At 71.2% G+C, this 20,057-nt stretch carries 15 protein-coding genes; 5 read left to right on the top strand and 10 right to left on the bottom strand.

All coding sequences use genetic code 11. The annotated features are described in order from the left end of the window. Positions 1–1,432 (bottom strand): ABC transporter permease (locus tag IPV10_RS15605; RefSeq protein ID WP_207485372.1); only part of this gene is annotated, 1,432 nt, incomplete at its 3' end. Continuing rightward, positions 1,429–2,190 carry an ABC transporter ATP-binding protein gene (locus tag IPV10_RS15610; protein WP_207485374.1) on the bottom strand — a complete coding sequence of 254 codons (762 nt, stop codon included), beginning with the start codon at positions 2,188–2,190 and terminating at the stop codon, positions 1,429–1,431. The genes IPV10_RS15610 and IPV10_RS15605, both read right to left, overlap by 4 nt. A 110-nt stretch (positions 2,191–2,300) precedes the next feature. On the opposite strand from IPV10_RS15610, the gene IPV10_RS15615 reads away from it, so the two are divergent. After that, complete coding sequence (locus IPV10_RS15615) at positions 2,301–3,797, top strand: deoxyguanosinetriphosphate triphosphohydrolase family protein (protein ID WP_207485376.1); 1,497 nt, start codon at positions 2,301–2,303, stop codon at positions 3,795–3,797. A gap of 158 nt (positions 3,798–3,955) precedes the next feature. Here IPV10_RS15615 and IPV10_RS15620 read toward each other — a convergent pair whose 3' ends face one another. The 7 genes from IPV10_RS15620 to IPV10_RS15650 all read right to left on the bottom strand — a co-directional run bounded on the left by IPV10_RS15620 (position 3,956) and on the right by IPV10_RS15650 (position 10,219). Further along, on the bottom strand, positions 3,956–4,591 hold the full coding sequence (locus IPV10_RS15620) for a response regulator transcription factor (protein WP_207485378.1): 636 nt from the start codon (positions 4,589–4,591) through the stop codon (positions 3,956–3,958). A 58-nt stretch (positions 4,592–4,649) separates the two neighbouring features. Beyond that, positions 4,650–5,837, bottom strand: a complete 1,188-nt coding sequence (locus tag IPV10_RS17250) for a sensor histidine kinase (RefSeq protein ID WP_207485379.1) — start codon at positions 5,835–5,837, stop codon at positions 4,650–4,652. 68 nt (positions 5,838–5,905) lie between these two features. Beyond that, positions 5,906–6,697, bottom strand: coding sequence for a class I SAM-dependent methyltransferase (locus IPV10_RS15630; protein ID WP_207485381.1), 792 nt, complete (start codon positions 6,695–6,697; stop codon positions 5,906–5,908). A gap of 41 nt (positions 6,698–6,738) precedes the next feature. Next, positions 6,739–7,902 carry an AMP-binding protein gene (locus IPV10_RS15635; RefSeq protein ID WP_207485383.1) on the bottom strand — a complete coding sequence of 388 codons (1,164 nt, stop codon included), beginning with the start codon at positions 7,900–7,902 and terminating at the stop codon, positions 6,739–6,741. Positions 7,903–7,913: 11 nt separating this feature from the next. Continuing rightward, positions 7,914–8,840, bottom strand: coding sequence for a 1,4-dihydroxy-2-naphthoyl-CoA synthase (locus tag IPV10_RS15640; RefSeq protein WP_207485385.1), 927 nt, complete (start codon positions 8,838–8,840; stop codon positions 7,914–7,916). 94 nt (positions 8,841–8,934) lie between these two features. Continuing rightward, the gene (locus tag IPV10_RS15645) at positions 8,935–9,885 is read right to left on the bottom strand and encodes a permease prefix domain 1-containing protein (RefSeq protein WP_207485387.1); all 951 of its coding nucleotides are present in this window, start codon (positions 9,883–9,885) and stop codon (positions 8,935–8,937) included. Position 9,886: 1 nt separating this feature from the next. Continuing rightward, positions 9,887–10,219 carry a PadR family transcriptional regulator gene (locus IPV10_RS15650; protein ID WP_207485389.1) on the bottom strand — a complete coding sequence of 111 codons (333 nt, stop codon included), beginning with the start codon at positions 10,217–10,219 and terminating at the stop codon, positions 9,887–9,889. Positions 10,220–10,331: 112 nt separating this feature from the next. On the opposite strand from IPV10_RS15650, the gene IPV10_RS15655 reads away from it, so the two are divergent. From IPV10_RS15655 to IPV10_RS15665, 3 genes are all read left to right on the top strand, one after another. Next, positions 10,332–11,351 carry a GNAT family N-acetyltransferase gene (locus IPV10_RS15655; RefSeq protein WP_207485391.1) on the top strand — a complete coding sequence of 340 codons (1,020 nt, stop codon included), beginning with the start codon at positions 10,332–10,334 and terminating at the stop codon, positions 11,349–11,351. Between the two features lie 63 nt (positions 11,352–11,414). Further along, complete coding sequence (locus IPV10_RS15660; protein WP_307861159.1) at positions 11,415–11,963, top strand: hypothetical protein; 549 nt, start codon at positions 11,415–11,417, stop codon at positions 11,961–11,963. Further along, positions 11,960–14,884 carry an ATP-binding cassette domain-containing protein gene (locus tag IPV10_RS15665; protein WP_207485393.1) on the top strand — a complete coding sequence of 975 codons (2,925 nt, stop codon included), beginning with the start codon at positions 11,960–11,962 and terminating at the stop codon, positions 14,882–14,884. The genes IPV10_RS15660 and IPV10_RS15665 overlap by 4 nt, the downstream gene beginning before the upstream one ends. A 49-nt stretch (positions 14,885–14,933) precedes the next feature. Here IPV10_RS15665 and metH read toward each other — a convergent pair whose 3' ends face one another. Beyond that, positions 14,934–18,566: a methionine synthase gene (metH, locus tag IPV10_RS15670; protein WP_207485395.1), complete on the bottom strand. Its 3,633-nt coding sequence runs from the start codon at positions 18,564–18,566 to the stop codon at positions 14,934–14,936. 156 nt (positions 18,567–18,722) lie between these two features. Between metH and IPV10_RS15675 the strand changes: the two genes are divergently transcribed. Then, positions 18,723–19,703, top strand: a complete 981-nt coding sequence (locus tag IPV10_RS15675) for an o-succinylbenzoate synthase (RefSeq protein ID WP_207485397.1) — start codon at positions 18,723–18,725, stop codon at positions 19,701–19,703. Positions 19,704–20,057: the final 354 nt, after the last annotated feature.

Genomic DNA, 20,057 nt, shown 5'->3' on the forward strand with positions numbered 1-20,057 from the left:
CGAGGCGGGTCGGCGTGGCTGCGGCGACCAGGGTCAGCACCGCGGTCGCCACGACGATGATCACGACGGGAAGCCACGGCACGTGCGGGGCGACAAGACCTGCCGGCTCGAAATCGGGAAGCGTCGGCGCCGAGCCCAGCAGGGACTGCGCGGCGATCCAGCCGTAGGCGATGCCGAGCGCGAGGCCGGTGAGGGTCGCGGCGACCGTGATGTGCGTCGCCTCGAGCAGCACCATCCGGCGCACCTGCGAGTTCGACAGCCCGATCGAGCGCAGCAGCCCGAGCTCGCGGCGACGCTGCACGACGCCGATCGTGAGGAGGTTCACCAGGCCGACCGCCGCGATCACCGCGGAGACGGCCACGAGCACCATCATGATCGCCGCGAACGCGTCGAACGGTGCGAAGAACTCGGCGGGGATCTCGCCCTCGACCTGCTCCATCATCATCTGCTTGACCGATTCGAGCGCCACCGCGAACATCGTCACGAGCGTGACGCCCATGACCACGCCGATCGCCATCCGCGAGGAGCGCTCCGGATAGCGCAGCGCATTCTCGGCGGCGAGGCGAGCGGTCGCGCTCGAGCCGAACATCCGGCCGACGAGCCGCAGCACCGGTGGCATGAACAGAACCGATCCGAGGGCGAGCCCGGTGAAGGAGAGGATGCCGCCGAAGAAGGCCACGACCACGCCGAGCGGGCTGATCAGGCCGAAAGCCACGCCGCCCGCGAGAAGCGCCGCCCCCACGACGATCAGCACCCATGCGCCGATGTGACGGCTCGTGCGGGAGACCTCCTCCTGCGTGCGCTCGACGGATCCGCCGATGGCCTGCAGCGGGGTGACCGCGAGGACGCGACGGGAGCCCGCCCAGGCGGCAGCCCACGTGGTGAGGGCGACGCCGACGGCCGGCAGCACGATGAACGGCTGCGCCAGCGTGAAGCCGGCGGGGTCGTTCGCGACGAACCCGGCTCCGATCTGCACGCCGATCGCCGCGACTGCGAGGCCGACGAGCAGCCCGACGCTCGCGCCGATCACGCCGACGATGAGCCCCTGGCGCCCGACGTCGGCACGCTGCGAGCGAGCGGTCGCACCGATCAGCCGCATCAGCGCGATCTGCCTGGTGCGGCCGGCGATGATCGTCGAGAAGGTGTTGGCGGTGACGATCGCCGCGACGTACATCGCGACGCCGGTCAGCAGCACCGAGAGCAGCGCGACGATCAGCGCGAGCGTACCGCTGCCGCCGATGAACGGGTCGGCCTGCAGCACCGCTCCGATGTACGCGGTGGTCTCGACGAGCACCACGCCGAACGCAGCCGACAGCGCGGCGACGAGCACGCTCGCGCCCATGCCGCGATCGCGCAGCCAGCCCATGCGCGGGCCGGTCGCCGCCGTCTCCGGGACGACTGTTCTCGTCAGCGGCCCGGCGATCGCGCTCATGCGGCCACCTCGGCGGCGAGCATGTACGCCGAGATCTCCTCGGCACTCTGTCGGGGGTGGTCGGCGACGATCCGGCCGTCGCCGAGGAAGAGCACGCGGTCGGCGTGGCTCGCGGCGATCGCGTCGTGCGTGACCATCGCGATCGACTGGCCGTGCTCGCGGCTGGCCGTGGCGAGCAGCTGCAGCACCTCGCGGCCGGTCCTGGAGTCGAGGTTGCCCGTGGGCTCGTCGGCGAAGACGAGATCGGGCGAGGTGGCGAGCGCACGCGCGATCGCGACGCGCTGCTGCTGGCCGCCGGAGAGCTGGTGCGGGCGATGGTTCAGGCGAGCCCCCAGCCCGAGCGTGTCGATGAGCCCGTCGACCCTGGCCTTCTCGATCGCGCTCGGGCGGCGGCCGTCAAGCTCGAACGGCAGCATGATGTTGCCGAGAGCGGTGAGGGTCGGCACCAGGTTGAACGCCTGGAAGATGAAGCCGACGCGGCGCCGGCGCAGGATAGTGAGGTCGAGGTCGCCGAGGCCGGTGATCTCGGTGTCGCCGATCCAGGAGCGCCCGGCGGTCGGCGAGTCGAGTCCCGCCATGATGTGCATGAGGGTGGACTTGCCGGAGCCGGAGGGCCCCATGATCGCGGTGAACTGCCCGCGGCGGATGCCGACGCTCACGTCGTCGAGGGCGTGCACGGTGCTCTCCCCCGCGCCGTAGGTCTTCTTCAGGTGCTGGACGCGGGCGGCGAGCCCGAGGTCGGTGGTCGTGATCTCCATGCCTACGACGCTATGAGCGGGGCCGTATCCGGCGCGTCGCCCTGGCGGCGCATCCTCGTACATCGGAAGGATGATCCGCATTGCGGCGTGCCGGATGACACACTGACCTCATGGCCCACGAAGGACTCGACCCCCGCCAGACCCGACGCCTCCCGGAGGCGCTCGACGAGTTCCAGCGCGCCGAGGGGCATCCGCATTTCCGGGTCGATGTCGAGCGCATCCGGTTCTCCCCCTTCTACTCGCGGCTCTCCGCTGTCACGCAGGTGATCTCGCAGACCGGTGCCGGGCTCGCCGTGCACAACAGGCTCACGCATTCGATCAAGGTGGCAGCCGTGGCGCGGGCGATCGCGACGCACCTGTCGACGCGCACCGACGAGGCGAGCCGGATCGTGGCCGAGCTCGGTGGCGCGCATCCGGTCGTGGTCCAGGCCGCCGCGGCGGCGCACGACCTCGGGCACCCGCCGTTCGGGCACCTGGGCGAGCACACCCTCGATCGCCTGGCGCGCGCCCGCTTCGGCCTGACCGAGGGTTTCGAGGGGAACGCGCAGACATACCGCATCCTGACCCGCCTCGACGAGCACGACCGTCCAGGCGTCGGACTCAACCTCACCGCGGCGGTGCGGGCGGCCGTGCTGAAGTATCCGTGGCGCCGCGGTGAGGGCGGCAGCCGGCGCGGAGGCATGAGCAAGTTCAACCACTACGCGGTCGACGAGCAGGACGCTCTTCAGGCCCTCGCCGCGTACCCCCTGATTGAGCGCGGCCAGCAGACGGTCGAGTGCTCCATCATGGACATCTCCGACGACATCGCGTACTCGCTGCACGACCTCGACGACTTCTATCGTGCCGGCCTGCTGAACTCGGCGACGCTCTCGGCCGAGTTCCGCGCCTGGCATCGCGACCTCGCCACGCTGCGCGCAGCCGACGAGCATGCCCTCGCCGCCGACACCAGGACGCCGGGTCACTCCCTGGAGCTGCTCTGGCGGCGTCTGTGCAGCAAGGACGGCTGGATCGCGGACGCGGATGCGTTCGGGGAAGCCGTGGCGAAGGTCGGCACCGAGGTGATCGACGGGCTCGTCGCCGAGCCGTTCGACGGGTCCCTCGCGAGCGAGCGGTCGCTCGCGAGGTTCACCGCGGCCTGGATCGCGCGGCTCCAGTCGTCGATCGAGGTGCACCGGTCCCCGGATCTCCGCTCGGGTCACGTCAGCCTGAGCCGGCAGACGTGGCACGAGGTCGCGGTGCTCAAGTTCCTGCACGAGCGGTTCATCCTCGAGCGCCCGGACCTCACCGTCTACCAGCGGGGCCAGGCCAGCGTCCTGGAGCGGCTCGTCTGCGGGTTCGCGGGGTGGCTCGACGACCCCCGCGACGCCCGCCGCGCCCCGCGACGCCTGCTCGATCTCGTAGAGCTCGCGGTCGACGACTATCGCCGGCTGCGGACGGATGCTCCCGAGCTGGTCGGGTCGCGCACGGTCGCCGAGCTCGATGTGCTCGCCCGCGGCCGCGGCATCATCGACTACGTCGCGTCGCTCACCGACGCCCAGGCCGTGTCGCTCGACGCCATGCTGGCCGGCCGCACCGAGCGCCTGTGGGATGCCGGGCAGGGGCTCTAGCCGTCATCAGCCGGGCACGCGTCTGACGGTGCGAGGCGACGATCAGCGGAGGAGAGGACGAATCGCGGAGGAATCGAGGCGATCGCACCGCGGCTCGTCACCGGCTCCGTGGATCGTCGAGAAGCACGGGCGACGACGGAGAGCGCTGCGCGCCGCCGTCAGTTCAGCCCGTGCTCGAACGCGAACACGACCAGCTGCACGCGATCGCGAAGCGCCAGCTTGGCGAGGATGCGGCTGATGTGCGTCTTCACCGTGGCCTCGCTGAGATACTCGCGCGCGGCGATCTCGGAGTTCGACAGGCCGCGCGCGGCGAGCGCGAAGATCTCGCGCTCGCGGTCGGTGAGCCCCCCGAACTGCGCAGGAACCGGCTTCGGCGCCTCGGCGAAGTGCGTGAAGAGGTCGCGGGTCGCGGAGGCCGCGATCACGCTGGACCCCGCGTGCACGGTCCGCACCGCGGCGAGCAGGAACTCGGGATCCGCGTCCTTCAGCAGGAACCCGCTCGCGCCCTGACGGATCGCCCTCGCCGCGGACTCGTCCAGATCGAACGTGGTCAGCATCACGATGCGCGGAGGGTCCGGCTGCGCCAGGATCTCGGCCGTGGACGTGAGCCCGTCCATCACCGGCATCCGGATGTCCATCAGCACGACATCGGGACGCGTGGCTCGCACCACGTCGATCGCCTCGCGGCCGTTGCTCGCCTCGCCGACGACGTCGAGGTCGGACTGCGAGGCGACCAGCATCCGGATGCCGGCGCGGAACAGCGCCTGATCATCGACGAGTACGACCCTGATCATGCGGTTCTCCTGATTCGCGCGCGTGCGCCGTCCATTGCCTGGCCTTTCCCGCTCCCGGTCACGAGCTGTCGGCCGCTGCGGCGATCGGGAGCGACGCGCGCACGACGAACTGCGCACCCTGCCGCTCCGCCTGAAGGCTACCGCCCACGAGCTGAGCCCGTTCCCTCATGCCGATCACGCCGTGGCCGCCGCTGCCGAGCACCTGCTCGGGGCCGACGGTGTTGCGAACCTGGATGTCGACCCGGTCCGCCAGCCAGCCCAGGTGCACGTCGACGGAGCCGTCGCCGTGCCGGATCGCGTTGGTCAGCGCCTCCTGCAGGATCCGGTAGACGGCCAGCTGGATCGCCCCGGGCGGCTCCCCCGGCGGGGTCGGATCGACCGTGATCCGCGGCTCGATCCCTGCCTGGCGCACCTGCGCGAACAGGGTCTCGAGGTCTGCGAGCGTGGGCTGCGGACCGTCGCCCTGACGGTGTCGCAGCTGGGTGAGGAGCAGCCGGACGTCGGAGAGCGCCGCGCGGGCGGTCTGCGCGATCGTGCCCAGCGCCTCGGTGGCGAGTTCTGGATCGGCGGATGCCGCGTAGCGCGCGCCGTCGGCCTGGGCGATGACGACCGCCAGTGAGTGCGCGACGACATCGTGCATGTCGCGGGCGATGCGGACCCGCTCCTGCTCCTCCGCGGCGAGGGACTCGGCCTGCAGCTGTGCGGCCCTGGTGCGACGCGCGCGCAGCACCACCCGCCAGAGAAGGCCGCTCACCCAGGCGAAGCCGAGTGCGAGGACCGACACCAGCAGCAGCAGCGTGCCGGCGGTCAGCTGCTCCCACCCGCTGCCCGCCCCGAACGTGACGCCGTTCACGAAGACGATGTAGGCGGCGGCGACGAATCCGCCGAAGAGGGTCGAGCCGAATCCCCACCAGAGCACGTTCCGGGTGCCCCAGGCCGACGTCGCGTACAGCACCAGCAGGATCGCGAGGTCGATCGGCACCGGCCCGAAGCCCGCGAGCATCTGGATCACCGCGCCGACCCAGGCCGCGGCGAGCGCGAGGCCGGGCGCGAGCCTGCCGATCGCGACGCCGCCGAACATCAGGATGCCGGCCACCACGAGCGCGGCGACGGCCGTGCCCTGGATCGCCTCGCCGCCCATCCCCGGCCCGTAGAAGACCACCGACATGGGCGTGAAGACGACGAAGAGGAGCGTCGCACCCACGATGTCGAGGGCGAGCGCCGTGCGGGAGAGCGGCCGGATCACTCCCCCACGCTACGCGAGGACCCGGACCGGCAGCATCCGCCTGGGGATGTATCCCGCGGTGGCGGCGGTCAGGCCCGCGCGATGATCTCGCCGTGCGGCACGAGGAACCATCCGTCGCCGTCGTCGGCCCAGCGCTTCCAGGCGTCGCTGATCGCCTGCAGCTCGGCGGGCGCCGCCATGCCGCTGTCGACCAGCTGCCTGGCGAGGGCGGATTCGAGGATGCGGTCAGCCCACATGCCGCCCCACCAGGCGCGCTGGCCGGGGTCTGCGTAGCACCAGGTCGAGGCGGTCGCGGTGACGTCTTCGAACCCCGCGGCCCTCGCCCAGGCGAGCAGGCGGCGGCCGGCATCCGGCTCGCCGCCGTTCGCGCGTGCCGCACGCCGGTAGAGGTCGAGCCAGCGATCGAGCTCGGGCAGCACCGGGAACCAGTGGAACCCCGCGTAGTCGGCATCCCGTGCGGCGACGACGCCCCCCGGCACTGCGACGCGGCGCATCTCGCGCAGCGCCCGCACCGGGTCGCCGACGTGCTGCAGCACCTGGTGCGCGTGCACGACGTCGAAGCTGTCGTCGGCGAAGCTGAGCGCGTGCACGTCCTCTACCGAGAAGTCGAGGTTCGACAGGCCGCGGCTGCGCGCGAGATCGCGCGACAGCGACAGCGCGCTCTCGTCGATCTCGGTGGCCGTGACGTGGGCCACTGCGGCCGCGAAGTCGACCGTGATCGACCCCGGTCCTGCGCCGACATCGAGGAGCCTGGTCGACGGCGACAGGTGCGGCCGGAGATACTCCGCCGAGTTCGCGATGTCGCGCACGCTGTGTGAGCGGAGGACGGATTCGTGGTGTCCGTGCGTGTACGAGGCCATGCCGTCAGTCTGGCAGGCCCCCGGCGGCCGCCTGATGCAGGTCAGTGCAGTTCGGCGACGGTCCGGCGGATCGCCTCGCGGTCGGGCTTGCCCGACGGCAGGACGGCGAGTTCGTCGACCACGATGAGACGCGCCGGCCGCGCATGCCTGCCGAGCTCGGCCGCCACGAGATCACGGGCATGCGCGAGCTGCTCGGACTCGCTCCGGCGCAGCACTTCGCCGCGAACGGCGACGATGACGGATGCCTCACCCCAGCGCGTGTCCTCGACTGCGACCACGACGGCGTCGTGCAGCCCGGGCACCTGCCGCACGAGGCGCTCAACCCGGTCGAGGGAGATGTTGATCCCGCCGGACACGATCACGTTGTCAGCGCGGCCGTGCACCCGCACGACGCCGTCTTCGATGAGCCCGAGATCGCCCGTGTGGTACCAGCGGATGCCGTGCTCGTCGCGGGTGAACGTCCTCGCCGTGAGCTCCCCGTCGCCGAGGTAGCCGTCGGCGAGCATCGGGCCCGCGATCCGCAGCTCCCCGTCGACCGTGCGCACCGCGACCGTGTCGAGCGGCACGCCGTCGTACACGCAGCCGCCGCTGGTCTCGGTCGAGCCGTAGGTGCGCACGAGCTTCGCGCCGAGATCGGCTGCCCGGTCGCGGAGCGGCTCGGGGAGCGCCTGCCCTCCGACGAGGATCGCCCGGTACGCCTGCAGGGCCGCGCGTACGGCGATGCTGCGGTCGGCCGCATCGAGCAGGGTCGCGAGTTGCGCGGGCACGAGTGAGGTGTAGAGCCCGTCGCCGCCGGCCTCTCCGCCCGTCGACGGGCGGAGCATGAGAAGCGTCGCATCGGCGAACGCGTCGGGTGAGAATCGTCCCTGGAGCACCGCCGGCTCGGTGCCGGCGAGCACGGATCTGACCAGCACCTGCAGGCCCGCGACGTACCCGGCGGGGAGTGCGAGCAGCCAGCGCCCGGCGCCGATCCGCGCCGCGGTCGCCGCCGCGCTCGCCCGCAGCGCCTCGCCGCTCAGCACCACACGCTTGGGGATGCCGCTGGACCCGGAGGTCGCGATGACCGCCGCAGTTCCGTCGGGCACGTGCTCCGGTGTCCCCGAGACCATCCCGAAACCCAGCGCCGGGCCGCCGTCGAGCGCGCGGACCAGCGCGCCCCGCAGTTCGGCCGGGTCCTCGGCATCCGTCGGAATCAGGGTGACCATGGCAGCACGGCTCAGAAATGGTAGGGGAAGGAGGACCAGTCGGCGTCGCGCTTCTCGAGGAACGAGTCGCGGCCTTCGACGGCCTCATCCGTGCCGTACGCGAGACGTGTCGCCTCGCCGGCGAAGACCTGCTGACCGACGAGCCCGTCGTCGACGGCGTTGAACGCGAACTTCAGCATCCGGATGGCGGTCGGGGACTTCGTGAGGACGGTGCGCGCCATCTTCAGCGCCTCCCGCTCGAGCTCGGCGTGCGGGACGACCCGGTTGACGGCGCCCATCTCGTACGCGCGCTGCGCCGAGTACTCCTCGGCGAGGAAGAACACCTCGCGTGCGAACTTCTGGCCGGTCTGGCGGGCCATGTACGCCGAGCCGTATCCGGCGTCGAAGCTGCCGACATCGGCATCCGTCTGCTTGAAGCGGCCCTCCTCGGCGGACGCGATCGTGAGGTCGCAGACGACGTGCAGGGAATGACCGCCGCCGGCAGCCCAGCCGGGGACGACCGCGATCACGACCTTCGGCATGAAGCGGATCAGGCGCTGCACCTCGAGGATGTGCAGGCGGCCCACGGAGACATGCGCCTGGTCGGCCTGGGTCCCTGAGTCTGTCGAAGGGTCGGAGTACTTGTAGCCGTCGCGGCCGCGGATGCGCTGGTCGCCGCCGGAGCAGAACGCCCAGCCGCCGTCCTTCGGGCTCGGCCCGTTGCCGGTGAGCAGCACGGCGCCGATCCGCGGGTCCTGCCTGGCGATGTCCAGCGCCCGGTAGAGCTCGTCGACCGTGTGCGGGCGGAAGGCGTTGCGCACCTCCGGCCGGTCGAATGCGATGCGCGCGACTCCCCCGTCGACGGACACGTGGGCGGTGATGTCGGTGTAGTCCTCCGCGCCGGGCGCGAGCACCCATTCGGCGGGGTCGAACAGGTCTGAGACGGATGCGGTGGCCACGGCATCCACCCTATTCCTCGCCGGGCGCGGAAACGGAGAGCGCCGCCTCGCGAGGCGGCGCTCTCCGTGCGGATGCCGGCAGATGCGGATGCTGTCAGGCGCGACGCGCCTTGACGACCTTGCCCCAGCTGTCGGCGATCGAGCTCAGCAGCACGCCGATGAACACCGCGGTCAGGGTGACGTCGATCGCCATGGTGACCCCCGCCGGCGAGTCTGCCCAGAGACCGGTGAGGTCGGAGTGCAGCAGCCTGTTCTGCCAGATCAGCACGCATGCGCCCACGGCGGTGATCAGGCCCAGCAGCACGTTCACGAGGGCGAGGCCGAAGCTCCAGCGACCGCGGATGAAGACGACCAGGGCGACGAGCACGGTCGCGAGCAGGATGACGAGGAAGCCGAGTGCCACGCCCGGCCACAGGTCCTCAGCGAGCACGTGGACGGCGTCGTCACCCCAGCCCACGAAGCGATCCCACACGAGCGTGCCCGCCATGACGACGCACATCACGATGGTCGCGATCAGGTCGGACAGCCCGATCGCCCTGCTCGTCGCCGCGGGAAGCTGGTCGGGGTTCCACTCCGGAAGACCGCTGTCGTTGCCGGTCCGTTCGAGGATGACGAAGACCAGGGTGACCCAGAACGCGATGTGCACCACGATCTGGAGCAGTCCGGCGAAGATCGATGCGATCACGTCGCCGACATCGCCTCCGGTCAGCGCCGAAGCAACGCCGATGCCGATCGCCGCGAGCGGCGCGACCGTCCACAGCAGCAGCCGCAGCAGCCTCAGCCAGGTCGTGTAGTGCTTCGGCCCGATCAGCCAGAGCGGCCGGTCGGAGAGCGTGGCTGCGAGAGCGATCGGGTCGCCCAGCTCCGAGATGACGGAGCGCTCAGCGGCCTCCGGCGCGTCGCCCGCGGCGATCCGCCCGTCGACCTGGTCGGCGATGGATGCCTCGAGCTCGGCACTGATGTCGTCCCTGCTCGCCTGCGGCACGGAGCGAGCGACAGCCGACACGTATCGCTGGCTGAGCGTGGAGGTGGCGGTGGTGGTCATGTCAGTTCTCCTCTGCGGTGAGAGAGGCGATCGCGATGGTGAGCGCGCGCCAGTCTTGGGTCAGGGTGTCGGCGAGCCGGATGCCAGCATCCGAGGTGCGGTAGAACTTGCGAGGACGCGCCTCGTCGGTGTTCCATTCGCTCGTGAGGTACTCCTGCTTCTCCAGCCGGCGCAGCAGCGGGTACAGCGTGTTCGCGTCGGTGGCGAAGCCGCGGCGCTCGAGCTCTTCGAGCAGTGCGTAGCCGTAGCCGGCGGTGCGCAGCAGCTGCAGGCAGGCGAGCACCACGGTGCCGCGCCGCAGTTCCTGCAGGTGCGTGTCGAGAGTCTCGTTCATGTGCCCCACATTACTGTGCGTCACACACTATTGTCAACGACACATTGATTGCTGTGCCCGCGGCGCTGCCTGTGTCCCGGGCGGATGCCGCGGAGCGCAGTAGCGTGAGCGCATGACCCTCGAGATCAGCCGCATCGATCCCTTCGACGACGTCGCGGTAGACGCCTGGTGGGACGCGTACGCCGCCGCGGAGCGCGCTGATCGCGGCAGGGATGCGGTGGTCTGGAGCCGCGAGGAGAGTCGCAGCGAACTGCAGCAGGAGTCAGCCATCTCCGAACGGCGCGCATATCTGCTGCGCGACGGCGGCACCGTCGTCGGGTCGGCGAGCCTCGGCCTCCCGCTGAAGGACAACACGCACGTCGCCCACCTCGCCGTCTCCGTGCATCCGGGGAACCGGCGGCGCGGCCACGGCAGCGCGGCTCTGTCGTTCCTCGAGCTGGAGGCGAAGGCATCCGGGCGCACCACCGCGCAGGCGAGCACCAGCTGGCCGTTCGGCCTCGGACCGGACGGCACCGGGAGCCCCGGCCGCGAGTTCTCCCGCCGCCGGGGATACGCACTCGCCCTCGGCGACGTGCAGAACCGGCTCCCGCTCCCCGTGCGTCCCGGCCTGCTCGAGCGGATCGAGGCGGAGATCGCCGGCTTCGTCGCGGGATATCGGATTCGCAGCTGGGCCGGCCCGATCCCCGACGACGTGGTCGAGAGCTGGACCGCCCTCGATGCGACGCTGGAGACGGAGGCCCCGACCGGCGACCTCGACATAGAGCCGCAGAAGCCCGATGTCGACAGCATCCGGGAGGTGGAGTCGCTCCTCGTCGCACAGCGGCGCACGTCGTTGGGCACCATCGCGCTCGCCGCCGACGGAACGGCGGCGGCGTACACGCAGCTCGTGCTCTCCGCCGACGACGGCAACGCCTACCAGTGGGGCACGCTGGTGCGTGCCGCGGATCGCGGCCATCGCCTCGGCATCGCCGTGAAGGTGGCGAACCTGCGGATGCTGCAGCACGAGGCGCCGCAGGCGAAGGCGGTATACACCTACAACGCCGAGTCGAACGCCCACATGCTCGCGGTCAACACCCTGCTCGGCTTCCGGCCCAGCGAGCGGATGGGCGAGCTGCAGAAGCGGCTCGCCTGAGGTGCGGCCCGAATGTGACGACGCGGACCGGCATCCGGCATCCCGATTCCGTAATGTATAACGGTGATCCCGAAGCCCCGCACCCTCGCCCTGACCATCGCCGCCGCGGCAGCGCTCGCCCTGTCGCTCGCCGCCTGCTCCCCCACCGCTGCACCGTCCGCTTCGCCGACGCCTGAGGCGTCCGCAGCCTCCGACGGCTCCTGTGCCGGCGTCACCGTGATCGTCGACACCGGCGACCTCGAGGTGGAGGACGACCCCTCCGCGACGACCTGCGTCGAGACCGACGAGGCGATCGGCGGTTCGGATGCCGCGGCCGAGGCCGGCCTGACCACGGTCGGCACGACCACCTACCCCGACGATGTGATCTGCCGCGTGAACGGCGTGCCGTCGGAGGAGACCGAGCTGCCGGGTGCGGACGGCGCCGCGTACCACGAGACGTGCGCCGACATGCCTGCCGCGACCGCATACTGGTCGCTGTGGGTCAAGCCGGCCGACGGCGAATGGGACTACGCCCAGACCGGTCTCGCCGGCCTCGAGCTCAACCCCGGCGACAGCGTCGAGCTGCTGTTCACACTGAACGGCGAGCCCGCCGCGCCCGCGCCCACCTCATGACCCGAGCGGGCCGGCTCGCTCTGAGACCCGGCCCGCTGCGTGCGGCGGCGGGGCTGGCGGCGATCTTCGTCGTCGCCCGCGTCGTCTACCGCGTGCTGTTCGACGGCGCGTCCGGCACCGGCGCCGTGCTCCTCCCGCTGCCGCGCATCCCGCTGCCGCCGCCGTTCGGCTGGGTGTCGCTGCTCGGCCCGGTGACCGTCGACGGCCTCCGGGATGCCGTGCTCTCCGCGCTGCCCGTAGCCGGCGTCATCCTCGCGTTCGGCATCCTGAACGCCCTCTTCGACGTCTCCCGCCTGTTCGCGAAGCTCGCGCGCCGCGGGCCGCTGCGCGGGATCGCCCGGGCGATGGCCATCGCCTGGTCGACGCTCCCCGCGCTGGGCGCGGCGGTGCGGCGAGTGCGAGTCGCCCAGCGGCTTCGCGGCGGGAAGCCGGGCCCGCGGATGCTCGTGCCGGTGCTCGAGCGCACTCTGGAGCGTGCCGCCGCCATCGCGAACGGCCTGGAGCTGCGCGGCTTCGGCGGACGACCCGTCGACGGAGACTGCGAGCACCCCGTCGCGGTCAGCCACGCCGTCCTCGGCTTCGGCGACCGCGACGTTCTCACGACCACCCGGTTCACCCTCCGGTACGGGTCGCTCGCCGTCGTGACGGGCCCGACCGGCTCGGGGAAGTCCACTCTCCTCCGCGCGCTCGCCGGACTCCACGATCACGTCGACGGCGGATGGTCGACCGGAGCCGTGACGGTCGCCGGCCGGCATCGCCGGGACACGCCGCCGCGCGACACCTCTCGGCTCGTCGGGGTCGTGCTGCAGAACCCGCGAGAGGGCTTCTGCAGCGAGCGCGTGCGCGACGAGATCGGCCTCGCGATGCAGCTGCGCGGGGTCGCCCCCGTGATCGTCGCCGCTCGCGTCGACGAGGTCGCCCGGCACCTGGGGATCACGGAACTGCTCGACCGCACCATGCAGACCCTGTCGGCCGGCGAGGCGACGATGGTCGCGATCGCCGCGGCGGTCGTGGAGCGCCCCGTGCTGCTCCTCGTCGACGAGCCGCTCGCCGATCTCGACGCCGACGCCCGCATCCGGGTCGCCGGCGCGCTCGATGCGCTCGCGCACGACGCCGGCGTGTGCGTCGTCGTGGCCGAGCACCGCTGGGCGGGGTTCGGCGATGCGGCGGACTCCTGGTGGCGGATCGACACGGACGCGCGGACGCTCGTGGTGAGCGCGCGGCCGTCGGGGGCGGAGCCGGATTCGGCGGGTGAGATCGCGCCGGATGATGCGATCGCCGCTCACGCCGCGCGGGATGGCGCGCCGACGCCACGCCTTCCTGTGCTCGCGGCATCCGCTCTTCGCATCGCGCACGGCGACACCGTGGCCGTGCACGACGCCACGTTCTCGCTGGCCGCCGGTGAGATCGCGGCACTGATCGGCCCGAACGGCGCGGGCAAGTCGTCGCTGCTCCTCGCTCTCGCGCTGCCGCCGAAGGGGGTCGGGGTCACCGGGCATCCCGTGCTCGTCCCCGACTCCTCGGATGACCTGTTCACCCGCGACACGGTCACCGCGGAATGCGCACGGGCCGACCGGGTCGCCCGGCGTTCCGGCGCCGCCGACCTCGTTCCGGCCGCCGACCGGTTCGCGGCGTTCCTCGGGCTCGACGACGATGCGCTCGCTGCGCGGATGCGACGGCATCCGCTCGATCTGTCGCTCGGCGAGCGCCGGTGCCTCGCGATCGCGCTGCAGCTGACCCGGTCGCCGGACGCTCTTCTGATCGACGAGCCCACCCGCGGACTCGACGCCTCGGCGCGCGAGCAGGTGCGGGTGGCTCTCCAGCAGGCGGCGGATGCCGGCACTGCAGTGCTGCTCGCGACGCACGATGCGGACTTCGCCGCGGCGCTCGGCGCCCGCGTGCTGCCGATGCGGGACGGGGTCGTGCCCGCGGCAGCGCTCCCCGTCGCCGTCGCCGAGCACACGGCATCCGCCCTCCGGGTCGCCCCGCACACCGCATCCGCCCCTTCGGTCGTCGAGCGAGCCGCAGGCGAGACGACACGCGCCAGCCGGAGTTCTGCAGAGGCTCACCGCGTTTCGTCCTTTCGACTCGCCTCGCTCGCTCAGCACGGCGCTCGCTTCGGCCGCTCAACCGCCGGGACCACTCTCGTCATCGCGAACCTCGTGGCGCTGGCGGCCTTCACCTGGCCGTTCGTGGCCTCAGCGCTCCCCGGGCAGGCGGAGTCCGCCGCCCCGTGGGCGGCCCTCGCGCTCGTGCCGGTCGCGGCGCTCGTGGTCCTCGCGGCGCTCGACGAGAGCGTGCGGTCGGCGCATACGCTCGCATATCTCAGCGTGCTGGCGGCGATCGGCACCGCGGTGCGCATCGCCAGCACCGGCGTCGGCGGAGTCGAGGCGGTGTTCATCCTTCTGATCCTCGCCGGCCGTGCGTTCGGGGCGAGGTTCGGGATGCTGCTCGGAGCGGCGACGATCGCACTGTCATCCACGGTGTTCGGCGGATTCGGCCCGTGGACGCCGTTCCAGATGTTCGCCTGCGCGTGGGTCGGTGCGGGCGCAGGGCTCCTACCGCGCCGCCTCGACGGCAGGGCCGAGATCGCGATGCTGTGCGTCTACGGGGTCGTGGCGTCGTACGTGTTCGGCCTGCTGATGAACGTGTGGTTCTGGCCGTTCGCCGTCGGCGCTGGCACCGCGATCTCGTACGTTCCCGGTGCGCCGCTCGGCCAGAACCTCGGCAGCTTCCTGCTCTATTCGCTCGTCACGTCGACGGCCGGGTGGGACACGCTGCGCGCCGTCACGACGATCGTCGGCGTCATCCTGATCGGCCGGCCGGTGCTCGCCGCGCTCCGGCGTGCGAAACCGCTGGTCGCCACCCCCGAGGCGATGACGCGGGCGCCGCACCTGCCCGTCCACGCCCCCTCCCGCTGACGGCGCCCCGGTCAGGCGTCGGCAGTCAGGTCGGGCGTCGGCAGTCAGGTCAGACCGAGAAGTACTTCGCCTCGGGGTGGTGGAACACGAAGGCATCCGTCGACTGCTCGGGGTGCAGCTGCAGCTCCTCGCTGAGCTCCACGCCCATGCGCTCGGGGCGCAGCAGCTCGACCACCTTGCGGCGGTCCTCCATGTCGGGGCACGCGGGGTAGCCGAGGGAGAACCGGGCGCCGCGGTACTCGAGCTTGAAGAGCCCGGCGGTGTCGGTCGGATCCTCGGCGGAGAATCCGAGCTCGGAGCGGATGCGGGCGTGCCAGAACTCGGCGAGCGCCTCCGTGAGCTGCATGACGAGGCCGTTGAGCTCGTAGTAGTCGCGGTACCTGTTCTCGGCGAACAGCTTGGCGGTGACCTTGTCGATCGCGGCACCGGCAGTGACGAGCTGCACCGGCAGCACGTCGACCTGCCCCGATTCGCGGGAGCGCACGAAGTCGGCGAGGTCGAGGTGCCGGTCGCGGCGCTGGCGCGGGAAGGTGAAGCGCAGGCGGTCGGTGCCGAGGGGCCCCGATCCGCCATCGGGGGCGAGCAGTCCGGGAACACCGAGCACGCCGTCAGGGTCGTCGCCGTGGTGCAGCACCACGACGTCGTCACCCTCGGAGACGACCGGGAAATACCCGTAGGCGATGGAGGCGTCCAGCATCCCCTCGCCGAGGATCCGGTCGAGCCAGTACCGCAGGCGCGGGCGGCCCTCGGTCTCGACGAGCTGCTCGTAGGAGAGCCCGTCCTCGCCGCGTCCGGGCTTCAGGCCCCACTGCCCCATGAACGTCGCGCGCTCGTCGAGATAGGCGGCGTAGTCGGCGAGCGCGATGCCACGGACGATGCGGGTGCCCCAGAACGGCGGGGCCGGCACGTCGTTGTCGGTCGCGACGTCGGAACGCCCGGGCATCGCCTCGGGCTCGGTGAGCGTGAGCTTCGCGCCGCGGGAGTGGATGCGCTTCTTCAGTGCGGGCAGGCCCACCTCGGAAGGGTCGTCGCCGCGGGCGACGCGCACCAGGGGCTCCATGAGCGCGAGACCCTCGAACGCGTCCTTCGCGTAGCGCACCTCGCCGTCGAACAGGCTCGCCAGGTCGTCCTCGACGTAGGCGCGGGTCAGCGCCGCACCGCCGAGGATGACCGGCCACTTCTTCGCGAGGCCGCGCGACTGCAGCTCGAGCAGGTTCTCCTTCATCACGACCGTCGACTTCACGAGCAGCCCCGACATCCCGATCACGTCGGCGTCATGCTCCTCGGCGGCGGCGATGATGTCGGCGATCGGCTGCTTGATGCCGAGGTTGATGACCTTGTAGCCGTTGTTGGTGAGGATGATGTCGACGAGGTTCTTGCCGATGTCGTGCACGTCGCCGCGGACGGTCGCGATCACCATGGTGCCCTTGCCGGAGGCATCCGATTTCTCCATGTGCGGCTCGAGCAGCGCGACCGCGTTCTTCATGACCTCGGCCGACTGCAGCACGAACGGCAGCTGCATCTCACCAGCGCCGAAGCGCTCGCCGACGACCTTCATGCCCTCGAGCAGGTGGTCGTTGATGATGCCGAGGGCACTCTTGCCTCCGGCCCGCGCGAGGTCGAGGTCGCCCTCGAGGCCCTTGCCCTCGCCGTCGATGATCCGTCGTTCGAGCCGCTCGCCGACCGGGAGAGCTGCGAGCTCGGCGGCGCGCTGGTCGCGAAGGGCCGCGGTGTCGACGCCCGCGAAAAGGTCGAGCATGGTCGACAGCGGGTCGTACGTGACGTTGCCGTCGGCGTCGTACTCGCGGCGATCCCAGACGAGGTCGAGGGCGACCTTGCGCTGCTCGTCGGGAAGGGACGCGAGCGGCACGATCTTGGCGGCATCGATGATGCCCGAGCTCAGACCGGCCTCGGACGCCTCGTGCAGGAACACCGAGTTCAGCACCACGCGCGCGGCCGGATTGAGGCCGAACGACACGTTCGAGACGCCCAGGGTGGTGTGGATGCCGGGATACTTCTGCGTGATCCGGCGGATCGCCTCGATCGTCTCGATGCCGTCGCGGCGGGTTTCCTCCTGGCCGGTGGCGATCGGGAAGGTCAGGGCGTCGACGATGATGTCCTCGACCCGCATGCCCCATTCCCCGACGAGGGAATCGATGAGGCGTGAGGCGATCGCCACCTTGCCGTCGGCGGTGCGGGCCTGGCCCTCCTCGTCGATCGTGAGCGCGATGACCGCGGTGCCGTGCTCCTTCACGAGCGGCATGATGCGGCCGAAGCGGCTGTCGGGGCCGTCGCCGTCTTCATAGTTGACCGAGTTGACGACCGGCCGGCCGCCGATCAGCTCGAGGCCTGCCTGGATGACGGGAGGCTCGGTCGAGTCGATCACGAGCGGGAGCGTGGACTGCGAGGCGAAGCGGGAGACCACCTCGCGGATATCGGCGACGCCGTCACGTCCGACGTAATCGACGCACACGTCGAGCAGGTGCGCGCCGACGCGGATCTGGTTGCGGGCGATCTCGACGCAGTCGTCCCAGCGCTCCTCGAGCATCGCCTCGCGGAACGCCTTGGAGCCGTTCGCGTTGGTGCGCTCGCCGATCGCGAGGTACGAGGCATCCTGGTCGAAGGCGACGTGCTGGTACAGCGACGCGACGCCCGACTCGATCTCGATCTCGCGCTCCGGCACGCGGATGGATCCCTGAGCTCGTCGAAGGGCGAGCCGCTCCACGACGGCGGTCATGTGCTCGGGGGTGGTGCCGCAGCATCCGCCGATCAGGCCGAGGCCGAACTCGCGCACGAACTGCTCGTGCGCGGTGGCGAGCTCGACGGGCGTGAGTGGATAGTGCGCGCCGTTCGCACCGAGCACGGGGAGGCCGGCGTTCGGCATACAGGCGATCGGCACGGTGGAGTGCTTCGACAGGTGCCGCAGGTGCTCGCTCATCTCGGCGGGGCCGGTGGCGCAGTTGAGGCCGATCGCGTCGACGCCGAGCGGCTCGAGTGCGGTGAGCGCGGCGCCGATCTCTGAGCCCATCAGCATGGTGCCGGTGGTCTCGACGGTCACCTCCACGAAGATCGGCAGGCGGATGCCGCGGGCGACGATCGCCTGCCGGCATCCGTTCACCGCCGCCTTCGTCTGCAGGAGGTCCTGGCTGGTCTCGATGAGGAAGGCGTCGGCTCCCCCGTCGATGAGGCCCTCCGCCTGCAGCGCGAAGGTCTGCTTGAGGTGCTCGTAGGTGGTGTGGCCGAGGCTCGGCAGCTTGGTGCCTGGACCCATCGAGCCGAGCACCCAGCGCATCCGGCCGTCTGCGGCCTCGGCCGCCTCGGCGCTCTCTCGGGCGATGCGCGCGCCGACCTCGGCGAGCTCGTGGATGCGGTCGTCGATGCCGTAGTCGGACAGGTTCGACCAGTTCGCGCCGAACGTGTTCGTCTCGACCGCGTCGATGCCGGTTGCGAAGTAGGCGTCGTGAATGCCGGCGATGACGTCGGGACGGGTGGCGTTGAGGATCTCGTTGCAGCCCTCATGCCCTTGGAAATCCGTCTCGATGGACAGGTCGTGCTGCTGGAGCATCGTGCCCATGGCGCCGTCGGCGATCACGACGCTGGAGTGCACGGCATCCAGCAGCGCCTGCGAGCGGGAGGGGCGGTCGAAGGCCTCGACATCGAGGGCGAAGCGGGGTTGCGGCATCCTCCCAGCCTAGGGCCGCGTTCCGGTGTGTTTCAGTGCTTTTCGGGGCTTCTCGGTCGCGCGCTTCGATCGGTCATGCGCCCTTGCCTCGACCGGAATCCAGGAATTCGGTCGAGGGAGGCACACAAGGCCGAGCGAGACGTACAGAATGGGCACATGCTTCCGCCGCTCGCAGAACTCATCGATTCCGCCAGGGTGGTCGCCCTCCCGATGCACACCCGCTTCCGCGGAGTGGACACGAGAGAGGCGCTGCTGTTCGAGGGGCCGGAAGGCTGGGCGGAGTTCTCACCCTTCGTCGAGTACGAGGATGCCGAAGCGGCGACCTGGCTCACCGCGGCGATCGACTTCGCGTGGAAGACGCAGCCTGCGCCGGTCCGCGACCGGATCGGCGTCAACGCGACCGTGCCGGCGGTCCCTGCGTCGGAGGTCGCGGCGGTGCTCGCCCGTTTCGCCGGGTGCCGTACGGCGAAGGTCAAGGTCGCCGAGCCCGGACAGACGCTGGCGGATGACGTGGCTCGAGTGCGGGCGGTGCGCGAGACGATGGGGCCGGAGGGCCGGATCCGCGTCGATGCGAACGGGTTCTGGAATGTCGACGAAGCGGAGCACGCCGTGCACGCCTTGAACGAGTTCGACCTCGAGTACGTCGAACAGCCATGCGCGACCGTGCCGGAGCTGGCGGAGCTGCGCAAGCGGGTGAAGTACATGGGCATTCCGGTCGCGGCGGACGAGAGCGTGCGCAAGTCGTCGGATCCGCTGGCGGTGGCGCGGGCCGGCGCTGCGGACCTGCTGGTGATCAAGGCGCAGCCGCTCGGAGGCATCACGCACGCCCTGCAGCTGGTCACCGCCGCCGGACTCCCGGCCGTGGTCTCCAGCGCTCTCGACACGGCGATCGGACTGTCGCAGGGGGTGGCTCTCGCGGCGGCGCTTCCGACCCTCGAGTTCGACTGCGGGCTCGGCACGTCATCGCTGTTCCTCGACGATGTCGCAGACCTGCGGCCCGTCGACGGCTCGATCCCGGTCGGACGGGTGACTCCGGATGCCGCTGCCCTCGATCGCCTCGCGGCACCGGCCGAGCGCCGCGACTGGTGGATCGAGCGGCTGACGCGCTGCCACGGGGTGCTCGAGGGTCGCGCCTGACGTTTGCCCCGAGGGGCTCTTCAACAGCGGGACGCTGCGCGGTGGATGCCGGCAGAGCGATGGTCCCGCCGCTGATCGATGGATGCCGGCAGAGCGATGCGATCGATCCGGCGGCGCGATGGTCCCGCCGCTGATCGTGCGGCGAGCACCCCGGCCCCGGCGCCGGGGCCGTAACCTATCGGCCGGGTGGGCCGGTGGTGGCGAGGGCGCGGAGCGCGTCGAGCGTGGGTTTCGGGGTGCGCCACTTCCGGTCGGGGTCCCACCAGGCAGGGCCCCGGATCTGCGGGATGCCGTCTGCCATGCGGATCTCCCACTCGGAGTGGTCCAGGGAGCGGTGGTGGTACCAGCAGAGCG

Source organism: Microbacterium sp. SD291, from assembly GCF_017355365.1.
Classification (GTDB): Bacteria; Actinomycetota; Actinomycetes; order Actinomycetales; family Microbacteriaceae; genus Microbacterium.